General features: G+C 65.1%; 11 protein-coding genes. 5 read left to right on the top strand and 6 right to left on the bottom strand.

Annotated features, from left to right (window positions below; translation table 11 throughout):
- Positions 1-111: 111 nt before the first annotated feature.
- A complete protein-coding gene (locus ACQR1Y_RS08330) occupies positions 112-1215 on the bottom strand; it encodes a cyclase family protein (protein WP_434876345.1) in 1104 nt (367 codons plus the stop codon).
- 118 nt (positions 1216-1333) lie between these two features.
- Here ACQR1Y_RS08330 and ACQR1Y_RS08325 point away from each other — a divergent pair, with 118 nt between their 5' ends.
- On the top strand, positions 1334-2407 hold the full coding sequence (locus ACQR1Y_RS08325; RefSeq protein ID WP_434876346.1) for a CobW family GTP-binding protein: 1074 nt from the start codon (positions 1334-1336) through the stop codon (positions 2405-2407).
- Positions 2408-2467: 60 nt separating this feature from the next.
- Here the strand turns inward: ACQR1Y_RS08325 and ACQR1Y_RS08320 are convergent, their stop codons facing one another.
- From ACQR1Y_RS08320 to ACQR1Y_RS08300, 5 genes are all read right to left on the bottom strand, one after another.
- The gene (locus ACQR1Y_RS08320; RefSeq protein WP_434876347.1) at positions 2468-2686 is read right to left on the bottom strand and encodes a hypothetical protein; all 219 of its coding nucleotides are present in this window, start codon (positions 2684-2686) and stop codon (positions 2468-2470) included.
- A gap of 197 nt (positions 2687-2883) precedes the next feature.
- The gene (locus ACQR1Y_RS08315; RefSeq protein ID WP_434876348.1) at positions 2884-3291 is read right to left on the bottom strand and encodes a hypothetical protein; all 408 of its coding nucleotides are present in this window, start codon (positions 3289-3291) and stop codon (positions 2884-2886) included.
- Positions 3292-3363: 72 nt separating this feature from the next.
- Positions 3364-4293, bottom strand: a complete 930-nt coding sequence (locus ACQR1Y_RS08310) for an aspartyl/asparaginyl beta-hydroxylase domain-containing protein (RefSeq protein WP_434876349.1) — start codon at positions 4291-4293, stop codon at positions 3364-3366.
- A 235-nt stretch (positions 4294-4528) separates the two neighbouring features.
- Positions 4529-4684: a hypothetical protein gene (locus tag ACQR1Y_RS08305; protein ID WP_434859464.1), complete on the bottom strand. Its 156-nt coding sequence runs from the start codon at positions 4682-4684 to the stop codon at positions 4529-4531.
- A 411-nt stretch (positions 4685-5095) separates the two neighbouring features.
- The gene (locus ACQR1Y_RS08300) at positions 5096-5788 is read right to left on the bottom strand and encodes a PilZ domain-containing protein (RefSeq protein WP_434876350.1); all 693 of its coding nucleotides are present in this window, start codon (positions 5786-5788) and stop codon (positions 5096-5098) included.
- 711 nt (positions 5789-6499) lie between these two features.
- On the opposite strand from ACQR1Y_RS08300, the gene cpaB reads away from it, so the two are divergent.
- From cpaB to ACQR1Y_RS08280, 4 genes are read left to right on the top strand one after another with little or no spacing between them, the layout of a single operon-like run.
- On the top strand, positions 6500-7306 hold the full coding sequence (gene cpaB / locus ACQR1Y_RS08295; RefSeq protein ID WP_434876351.1) for a Flp pilus assembly protein CpaB: 807 nt from the start codon (positions 6500-6502) through the stop codon (positions 7304-7306).
- Positions 7307-7323: 17 nt separating this feature from the next.
- On the top strand, positions 7324-8793 hold the full coding sequence (locus ACQR1Y_RS08290; protein ID WP_434876352.1) for a type II and III secretion system protein family protein: 1470 nt from the start codon (positions 7324-7326) through the stop codon (positions 8791-8793).
- Positions 8794-8827: 34 nt separating this feature from the next.
- Entirely contained in the window at positions 8828-9565 is a 738-nt protein-coding gene (locus tag ACQR1Y_RS08285; protein WP_434876353.1) for a CpaD family pilus assembly protein, read from the top strand.
- Entirely contained in the window at positions 9562-10827 is a 1266-nt protein-coding gene (locus tag ACQR1Y_RS08280; protein WP_434859459.1) for an AAA family ATPase, read from the top strand. Before ACQR1Y_RS08285 ends, ACQR1Y_RS08280 begins: the two co-directional genes overlap by 4 nt.
- Positions 10828-10829: the final 2 nt, after the last annotated feature.

The following is a 10829-nucleotide window of genomic DNA, read 5'->3' as shown; positions in this document are numbered from 1 at the left end:
GGCCAGAACTTTACCTCGATGCCCATGTTGCGGCCTCGCGCCAAAGCCAAAAAGAAGAAATTTGTGACGCAGTAGTACTAATCCGCCCTACTCCGTCTCTCGCCGGAACGATCACGTAATCGCAATCGGGCAGCCGTTGCTGCCCGTGGCGCCCTTGATGGGGGACGGGGTGAAGCAATAGACGAACTGGTACTTCTTGGCAGCGATCAGCTCGTCGAACACCAGGTTCTCGTGGTTGTGGATGCCGTTCTTGGTCTGCAATTCGGCATGGACCGCGAAAGCGAGCGATTTGTCGGGATTGGGGACCACCTCGACGGCCCAGGTGTCGGCGCCGGTGAGCGCGAGATCCTTCTCGATCACCCATTTAGCGGCGTCGAGCCCGATGCCGGGTTCGCCGCTGTTGAAGCGATCGTTGTTCTTCATCCATAGCGAGCCCCAGCCGGTGTGGAAGAAGATCGCGTCGCCGGGCTTGATGTCGGCCTCGCTCATGTTCTGCTTCTGCAAGGCGGCCTTGATGTCCGCCGAGGTGATCTCCTGGCCGGCGTCCATCATGCCGCCCTTGAGCGCGACCATGTCGATGAGGTGGCCGCGGGTGAACAGCGGCTTCAGCTTCTCGACGCCAAGCTTCTTGAGGCCGTAGGCGTCGCTGATCTCCGCTGCGGAAAAGCCGTTGTAGAACTTCATCTCGCTCTTATCGCCGTCCTTGCCGAGCTGGAGGCCGATATGGCCGAGGCCGTCGAACTGAGTGCCGGTCTGGCCGATCTCGGTGGCGAGAAACTCGTCATGATAGACCAGCCGGTTGTCGCCGAACGGTCCGCCGGTCGGGCTGCCGGGAATCCGCAAGGCAAACACACGCGCGCCGAACAGCGGCATGCCGGTCTCGTAGACGCGGCCGATCTTGTAGATCTTGCCGTCCTTGATCCATTTGACGGTGTCGAGCACCTTCTCGGGCGTGATGTGGTTGGACGCGCCGGCCTCGTCGTCCTTGCCCCATTTCGACGGCCACCACGGCTTGTCGGTCCCCTTCGGCATCGGCGCGGTCTGCGCCTGCGCTTCGCTGGTCGGCGCCAGCGAGAACTTGCCGTGCATGGAGCCGGCAAGCGCCGCGCCGGCGGCACCCGCGAGACCCGCCGTGCGCAACAATGTCCGGCGATCGGTGGCCGGTCCTTCATTGCGATCCTGATTGGTCTGCTGACTCCTGACCTCGTCGTCCATCGTCACCCTCCCCAGGTTGAGCTCATTTGCTGAGCCTTTAGAAAATCATTTTCGGCATGCTCCTCCTCCGTTAGTCTAATGTCCAGCGACAAATATAAGACGGTGAGGAGAGGCGCCGATGAGTCTGTTCGAGAGCGACAAATCAGCTCGACGCTTGCCGGTGTCGTTGATCACCGGCTTTCTCGGCAGCGGCAAAACGACGCTGCTCAATCGCTTGCTGCGCCGCGACGAGATGAGCGACAGCGCCGTTATCATCAACGAATATGGCGAGATCTCGCTGGATCATCTGCTGGTCGAACGCGTCGACGGCGAAGTCGCCGTGCTCGCGAGCGGGTGTATCTGCTGCACGATCCGCAGCGACCTCGAAGAGACACTGCGCACGCTGCTGGTGCGGCGCGACCGCGGCGAGGTGCCGCCGCTCCGGCGTATCCTCATCGAGACCACCGGGCTTGCCGATCCCGCGCCGATCCTCCAGTTGTTGTTGAACAATCCGCTGGTCTCGCATTTCCTGCGCCTCGACACGGTCGTGACGACGGTCGATGCCGTCAACGCGGCGCATCAGCTCGATCGCCAGGATGAAGCGGTGAAACAGGTGGCACTGGCCGACCGGCTGTTAGTCACCAAGTCTGACCTGGTCAGCGATGTTGCCGCATTGGAGCAACGGCTCAAGCGACTCAATCCCGGCGCCCACATCGCGCGCGTGACCCATGGCGAGATCGATCCCGCCGATTTGTTCGGGGCCGCGCTGATCGATCCGGAGAAGAAGGCGGTGGACGTCGCACGCTGGCTCAACGAACACGCTTTCGCTGACGATTGCGGAGCCGCGCATCAGCATCACACCCACGATCATGGCGGTCACGGCCATCACGATCACGGCCACGCTCATGAGTCGTCGGTCACGAGCTTCATGATCGCGTTCGACGAGCCGCTGGACTGGATGACCGTGTCCGGCTGGCTCGCTTATCTTCGCCAGGTGCGTGGCGAGGATCTGCTGAGGGTGAAGGGCATCCTCAATCTACATGGCGAACCGACACCGGTGGTGATCCACGGCGTGCACCATGTCTTCCATCCACCGGTGGCGCTTGCCGCATGGCCCGACCCCGACCGCCGCTCGCGCATCGTCTTCATCACGCGGGGAATTGCGCGGGACGATGTGCTCGAATTGTGGGAAGCTGGACGGGCGGCGGCGTAGCCGCGTAGGGCGGATTAGCCGAAGGCGTAATCCGCCGCGTTTGCCGCGAAGAACGGCGGATTACGCTTCGCTAATCCGCCCTACTCGCTTCAGTTTTTTCTTGAGAACCACGGCCTCCGACATGTCCGGTTGACCCGCCGCACCATGTTGGTCCGACGCACCGGCGGCCTGCCGGTTGGGGTGAGGAGCGATCCATCGCAGTGCCGCATACACGGTCGCTACCGCTCCCACCCCGGCAAAAACCGGGAACATCATTGCGATCAGCTGAAGACTGGCCATCTGAGATACCTCAGGATCCAGATGTACTGCCAAATCTAGGATCGGAGCCAACCCAAGGCAAATCAGACCGGTGCCGTAGACAACGGCGTCACTCGTGGAAACAGGCAGGAAGCCGAAATATCCGCCGCGTTTCACGACGAAGAGCGGCGGACCGTTCGCTTAACTCGCCCTATTTGCCCCCCACCCAGCGGCGAAATTCACTTCGGCAGGCACAATGCCAAGGGTCCATTCCTGGCCGCCAAGCGGGACCAGCCGGGCTTGCTTCCCTGGGTCAATTGGGCCAACACGACTTCCGACACGTAAATGCGCGCCACCAGCTCGGAGCCGGTCAGATCCCAGCTCACAGAGATGGAAGAAGCAGCCGATGGAGGCGAAAACTCGATCGACTGATCGATGAAGGCTGCGGGATTGGCATAAGGCGCACCGTCGCGAGCGTGCCATTCGGGTTGCTGAGGAGCCGGACCGCGGTTGTAGAGCCAGACGTCGCCGCAGATCGAACCGCTCGCGTCGAGCCAATAGGCATAGGCGACCCGGCCGTCGTCCTCGACCACGATCGTCGCTGAACCATCAGGCGAGACAAACTCTCGAAGAAAACCTTCGTTCAAGAATGCTCCTTGGCAGTCTCCCCGGACAAGAAGCGGCGGATTACGCTCCGCTAATCCGCCCTACTCCCCATCTCACCGAAACGCCGACACCACGATCGCCCCGACGATCGCGACCGTCAGCGTGTACTTCGCCGCGTAGTACACCGTCCGGTTCCACGCCTTCACTTTGCGCGTGGCGAGATGAAACTCGTACAGCTTGCCAAACACCTTGTTGAGCACGCCGACCTGCTCGCCCTCGACGTTCTGGGTGGCCGAGGCCTTGACGATGTGGTGGCTGACCCAGCGGTTCAAGGCAGTGAAGACGCCGTATTTCATCGGGCGCTCGACGTCGCAGAACAGGATGATGCGGTTGACGTCGGTGGCATTCTCGGCGCTGTGGATGAAGGTCTCGTCGAACATGAAGGCCTCGCCGTCGCGCCAGACGCAGGGCACGCCGTCGACCAGGATGCGGCACTTGTCCGAGTTCGGCGTCACCAGCCCTAAGTGATAGCGCAGCGAGCCGGCGAAGGGGTCGCGGTGGGCGCCGAGCTTGCCGCCGGGCGGCAGCATCGCGAACATCGCGCCGTGCACGTTCGGGATGGAGTTAAGCAGCTCGACCGTCTTCGGGCACAGCGTGCGCGCCGACGGCAGGAAGTCGTCGTACCATTTCAGATAGAAGCGCTTCCAGCCGCTCTTGAAGAAGGAATAGAAGCCCCAGTCGTTGTTCTTGGCGGCCGCGCGGATGAAGCCTTCGTCGAACAGGCGCACCGCCTCCTCGCGGATCTCCTGCCAATTGTCGGTGAGCTTCTGCAATTCCGGAAACTGCTCGACCGGGATCACCGGCGTGTTCGGCACGGCCGAGCCGGCATACATCAGCACGTTGTAGGGGGCGAGATAGGTCGAGTGATCGCCGAGCTGGCGCGCGAAGCGCAGCCGCTCCTTGCCGCGGAAATGGACGTAGAAGGTGGCCCCGATCAGGATGTAGAGGCCGACGAGTTGTGGCGCGAAGATCTGACTGAGCATGCCCGGTCCCCATGATCCGGCCGCTCAGAGCGTGTTGCGCACAACCGTGTCGCCTTGTGGGCGAGGACAAACGGTAATCTGATGCCAGCCGCAAAGCCTTAATTTAGCCGGAAGCGCGGCAGGCTGCATCCCCCGGGGGACGAGTTGTGATTGGAAACGCACCGCAATAATCGCCCGGCGTGCCCTGGCGGCAACAGCCGGAGCGGTCGCGGCGCCCGCCGTCGGCTTGGCGCGGTCAGCCCCGCGCCATCTCCTGCAGCCCCTTGAATGTCAGCCGCTTGGGATCGCGCACGCCGGCGAGATACATCCGGCGGATGAAGGCGGCGACCGCCTCACGCTCGCACCCGGTCAGGACGACGATGGCGTCCACCGCGGTCTTCTGGGCCTCCATGGGACTGGTCCTCCTGGCATTGCACCCGGCACCGCGAAGCTTTCACGACGCCGCTTAACAGCGCGTTAACCGTGCGGACGCCTGCCAGTTCCCCTTGCCCGGATTCGTGCCCTCACCCAATACGCGAAACTGCGGATGTTGCTCGGCGGACGCAATCGGTGACGCGCGGCGGCCCGTGGAGGGCGACGCCGATCGCGCCGGGATGCCCACCCTCCCCTGGAGGGGGAGGGTCGGTCGCGGGCGAAGCGGGCGAGCGGGGTGGGGTGAAGCCGCGGAAACCGGTGCGCGTGGAGAGATCACCCCACCCCGCCTCACGGTTCGCTTCGCGCTCCGTGAGGCGACCCTCCCCCTCCAGGGGAGGGTGAAGAACCATCTGCGCGGTGAGAGCGCCTTCCCTCGGGCCGCCGGCCTTCACACCATGAAGAAATCCTCGGGCGCCTCGACGCGCTGGTCGTCGTGCTCCGTGGCGAGCTTGTGCCGGGTCGGGCGCGACGGCGGCGTGATCACGCGACGCTCGAGCTCCGAGGACGCCGGGATCGTGTCGACGAACCTCACGGCAAAGCCGTCGGGAAAATGCCGGACGACGCGGCCGATGCAGCTGCCGACCGCGAGCGGCGTGCCGATCTCCGGCTGGACCGCGGCCGAAACGGCGGCGCCCGACATCGACGCATCGATCACCAGGCACGGGATGCAGCTGCCGTCGGCGAGCGTCAGCTCGGAATGCGGCGAGTTCGGCACGAAGCGCGCGTCGCGGCGGGAATCGCGGATCGACGGGTCCTTCTGCTTCTTTTCGAGCCACACCAGCTTCTCGGCGAGCTTGGCGCGCTCGGCGCGCGTCATCTCCAGCTCGAGCAGGAAGCCGCCATGCACGGTGTCGCTGATCTCGCCCTCGAACTTGCCGAAGTCGCGGAAGTACGACGTCAGGCGGTCACCGACCTTGCCGACCACGGGCACGTCGAGCAGCGCGCGAAACGGCGACACGCGCGTGGTGCGGCAGGCGAAGGAGCGCAGCTTCCCCTGCGGATCATACCAGTTGGGCAGCGTGTAGGTGCCGACCGTCTGGATCCGGACCGCACGCTGCTTCAGGAATCGAGCAACCGACATTGCACGCCTCCCCTCACCCCCCATCCATCCCCGTGACTCCCGACCGCCGGCCGCGGCTCGCGGCACGGCGCAGGCAATGCAATCTCTGCGTGTATTTTCGAGCAAAATACGCCGCGCATGAACCCAGCCATCATGGCCGGACGGTGCGCGCAAAATCCTAAGGAACTCTGAAAATCAGGACGGAAATCCCGCCCAACGGAATCGTAGGTCCAACCCGTTTCGGCTTTCTGAAGATGCCGCTCCGTCTGACTACGGTGCAGCGCGGAATGACGTGGCGACATCTCGTCTCCCATCGAAGGCGCTGCGTACGTGGCTCGCGCGGCGCGGATGCAAATGGCGCGCGGCCGATCCGCGCCACCGCACAACCATTCGGCGTCGGCGACGTTCCTCGCGCGAGTTGTTAGCAAACGATCAAGCTTAACGGAATCGGCACTGAGGCGCCGCTGCAACTCACGATCTCATTCTGCCGAGTGAGCGCCGACGGATGCGTGCAGGCGCGCTGCGCGCAAAGTGCTAACACATTCGCGGCGTTTCATTATTTGCACGCTAACAACCTGTTCACCACTTGCACAATCGTTGCTTGAGGCAGGGGCTGCGGTCCGCCGCGTTCAAGTCTGTCTATACCATTGGCGCTTAGTCGTTAGTGAGGGGGACAGCTGTCACTCGGCTCGCATGTCGCCCCTGTTGTGAGTGAGTAGAGTAGTCACGCAGATGATGACCGCACGCATCGTGGTATTAACCATCGCTCTCGGCGCGGGCGGCGTTGCGGCGTATCTCGTCAGCACCTCCGAAAGCCAGCCGCAGGCCCCGGTCGCGCCGGTCGCGCAATTGCCGACCGTCGAGGTGCTGGTGGCCAAGAACGACATCGGCCTCGGACAGCCGATCAAGCAAGGCGACCTGATCTGGCAGACCTGGCCTGAAGCGGCGAGCAACATCTTCATCCGCCGCGGCGACCGCCCCGAGGCCGCCACTCAGTTGATCGGCTCGATCGCGCGCTCGCCGTTCGTGATCGGCGAGCCGATCCGCGAGCAGAAGCTGGTGAAGGCGGACGGCTCCGGCTTCATGGCCGCGATCCTGCCCTCGGGCATGCGCGCGATCTCCACCGAGATCTCGCCGGAGACCGGCGCCGGCGGCTTCATCCTGCCGAACGATCGCGTCGACGTCATCCTGTCGAAGCGCGACAAGAATCCGGACCGGCCGGGCGCGCCCGACAACGTCACCTCCGAAATCATCCTCTCCAACGTGCGCGTGCTGGCGATCGACCAGGCGCCGAAGGAGAAGGAAGGCCAGAACACGGTGGTCGGCAAGACCGTGACGCTCGAGCTCAAGCCCGAGCAGGCCGAGACGCTGCAGCGTGCGCGGCAGACCGGATCGCTGGCGCTGGCGCTGCGCTCCATCGCCGACGTGAATGCGGCCGACGCCGGCAAGACCGACACGCAGCAGCAGATGGCGCGACGGGGAAGCGCCATCGAGATCATTCGCTATGGGATCACGAGCCAGCTGTCGGCGGCGAAGTGATGAGAAGGACGGGGACAATGATGGGTGGGCATCAACGCGCAGCGCTCGGAGCATGGGCCGTCCGCGCACTCTCAGTGACGGCCGCGCTCGGCCTCGTGCTCAATCCGGCGTTCGCGCCGGTGAAGGCGGCCGAGGACAGGCTGGACACGCCGATGGTGTCGGTCGGGTCGTCGAAGGTTCGCTATCTGTCGCTCGGCATCGGCAAGTCCGTCGTCGTCGACTTCCCGCAGGACGTCAAGGACGTGCTGGTGGCCGATCCCAAGATCGCCAACGCGGTCGTGCGATCGGCGCGGCGCGCCTACATCATCGGCGCCACCGTCGGCCAGACCAACGTCGTGTTCTTCGACGGCGAGGGCCAGCAGGTCGCGGCCTATGACATCGCGATCAAGCGCGATCTCAACGGCGTGCGCCAGGCGCTGAGCCAGAGCATTCCCGGCGTCAAGATCGACGGCGTCGGCGACGGCGTGATCCTCACCGGCTCGGTGTCGAGCCCGGTCGAGGCGCAGCAGGCCGGCGAGATCGCGGCACGGCTGGTCGGCGGCAACGAGAAGGTCGTCAACTCGATCGTCGTGCGCGGCCGCGACCAGGTGATGCTGAAGGTCAACGTCTCCGAGGTCCGCCGCGAGGTCGTCAAGCAGCTCGGCATCGATCTCAGCGCCAGCATGACCTACGGCACCGCGGTCGTGAACTTCAACCAGACCAACCCGTTCACCGCCTATGGCAAGTCGCTGGTCGGCACCAACGGCCTGTCGGCCACCGGCGGCGGCCTGTCGTCGGTGTCGGCGACGATGCGCGCGATGGAGACCGCGGGCGTGGTCAAGACGCTGGCCGAGCCGAACCTCACGGCGATCTCCGGCGAATCCGCGACCTTCATCGCCGGCGGCGAATTCCCGATCCCCGGCGGCTATTCCTGCGATCCGACCACGCGGGTCTGCAGCACCTCGATCACCTACAAGAAGTTCGGCATCTCGCTGAACTTCACGCCGGTCGTGCTCAGCGAGGGCCGCATCAGCCTGCGGGTGATGACGGAGGTCTCGGAGCTGTCGAACGACAACGCGATCACGGTGTCCTACGCGCTGACCTCGGCCTCGACGTCGTCGGTCACCATCCCCGCGATCCGCACCCGCCGCGCCGAGACCACCTTGGAGATTCCCTCCGGCGGCTCGATGGCGATGGCCGGCCTGATCCAGAACCAGACCAAGCAGGCGATCAACGGCCTGCCCGGGCTCAACCAGCTGCCGGTGCTCGGCCAGCTGTTCCGCAGCCAGGACTACGTCAACAACGAAACCGAGCTGATGGTGATGGTGACGCCCTATGTGGTGCGCGCCGTGGCCCAGAAGGAGCTGTCGCGCCCGGATGACGGCTTCGCGCCGGCCACCGACGCGGAGTCCGCTCTGCTCGGCCGCATGAACCGGCTCTACGGCATCGCCGCCAAGGTCGATACGGCGACGGGGCAGCCGGCCGGCTTCGGCTTCATCATCGACTGAGACGGCGCGGGATTTCGGGGCACGGGGAACGATCATGGCGAAATCATCTGTACGGGACGGACGGCGCGCGCTGCAAAGGCTTTCGGCCATCGCCGGATTGGCGCTGACGCTCGGCGCCTGCAACTACACCACCGGCGAGGTCGTCGCGACCATTCCGGATGACTACAAGATGCGCCATCCGATCGCGATCGAGGAAGGCCGGCAGTCGACCGTCGTCTTCATCGGCAGCGGCCGCGGCGGCCTGACGTCGCAGCAGCGCGCCGACGTCGCGGGGCTTGCCCGCAACTGGCTGCGCGAGGGCACCGGCGGCATCGTCGCGGAGGTGCCGACGGGCACCTCGAATGCGCGCGCCGCGGCGGACGCCTATCGCGAGATCCGCGCTACGCTGACCGCGGGCGGCGTGCCCGGCCACGCGATCAGCTTGCGCAACACCATGCCCGACGATCCGCGCCAGCTCGCCGTCATCCGGCTGACCTATCCAAAGATCGCCGCTGTCGCCGGTCCCTGCGGGTTGTGGCCCGACGATCTCGGGCCGAACATCAACAACCCCGGCTACAGCAGCAACCAGCACTACCAGAATTTCGGCTGCGCCACGCAGCGCAATCTCGCCGCGATGATCGACAACCCGGCCGATCTCGAGCAGCCGCGCGCGGAGACCGCCTCCTACACGCCGCGCCGCTCCGCTTTGTTCGAGAAATACCGCAAGGGCGAGTCGACGGCGGTGACCTATCCCGAGACCGACAAGGCCAAGCTCAGCGAAACAGGCAAATGATCAACGCGTCCCGTCAGAGCCAGGAGGAGCAGCCGGGCCCGAGCGGCCCGATGCTCGACGATCACATCGCGCCGGTGCCGCGCGTCTCCGTGCAGGCATTCACCGAGACCGACCAGACCTCGGCGGCGGTGCTCGCCGCCAGCCAGGACCGCAGGCTCGGCAAGGCGCACATCACGATCAAGGCCGGCGGCATGGCGCGGGCGATCGAGACCTATCATTCGCAGCCGACGCCGAACGTCATCGTGATCGAGACCAAGCCCGGCGGCGACATCATCGGCGGCCTCGACGATCTCGCCAGCGTCTGCGATCCCGGCACCCGCGTGGTGCTGATCGGCAGCATGAGCGACGGCGTCGCCTATCGCGAGCTGGTGCGGCGCGGCGTCAACGACTACGTCGTCGGGCCGGTCGAGACGATCGACATCATCCGCTGCATCTGCAGCCTGTTCTCGGCCTCCGAGGACGTCATCACCGGCCGCATCATCGCTGTGGTCGGCGCCAAGGGCGGCGTCGGCGCCTCGACGGTGGCGCACAACGTCGCCTGGAGCATGGCGCGCGACCTGACGCTGGATTCCGTCGTGATCGATCTCGACATGGCGTTCGGCACCGCCGGCCTCGACTACAACCAGGATCCGCTGCAGGGCATCGCCAACGCGATCTTCCAGCCCGATCGGCCCGACACCGCGCTGATGGAGCGCCTGCTCGCCAAATGCACCGAGCATCTCAACCTGCTCGCGGCGCCCGCGACGCTCGACCGCGTCTATGATTTCGGCGCAGACGCCTTCGACGCGATCTTCGATACGCTGCGGCTGACCCAGCAATGCATCGTGCTCGACGTGCCGCACCAATGGTCGGCCTGGACGCGCCATGCGCTGATCAATGCCGACGACATCCTCGTCGTCGCCGAGCCGGATCTCGCCAATTTGCGCAATGCCAAGAACCTCCTCAGCGTGCTCAAATCGTCGCGGCCGAACGATCGGCCGCCGCTGTACTGCCTGAACCAGGTCGGCATGCCGAAGCGGCCGGAGATCGATCTCAAGCGCTTCGCCAAGACGGTCGAGGCCGAGCCGGTCGCGATCATCCCGTTCGACTGCAAGCTGTTCGGCACCGCCGCCAACAACGGCCAGATGATCGCGGAAGTCGGAGCGCTGAGCCGCACGCCGAAGCTGTTCAAGGAGATCGCCAACCGGCTGACCGGACGCGTCGAGCCGAAGCCGCAGCGCTCGCTGCTGGCGCCGATCGCAAAGCTGCTCGGCGCGAAATAACG

This window comes from Bradyrhizobium sp. HKCCYLRH3099 (genome assembly GCF_051167855.1).
GTDB lineage: Bacteria > Pseudomonadota > Alphaproteobacteria > Rhizobiales > Xanthobacteraceae > Bradyrhizobium.
This window is presented reverse-complemented; position numbering and strand designations above follow the sequence as displayed.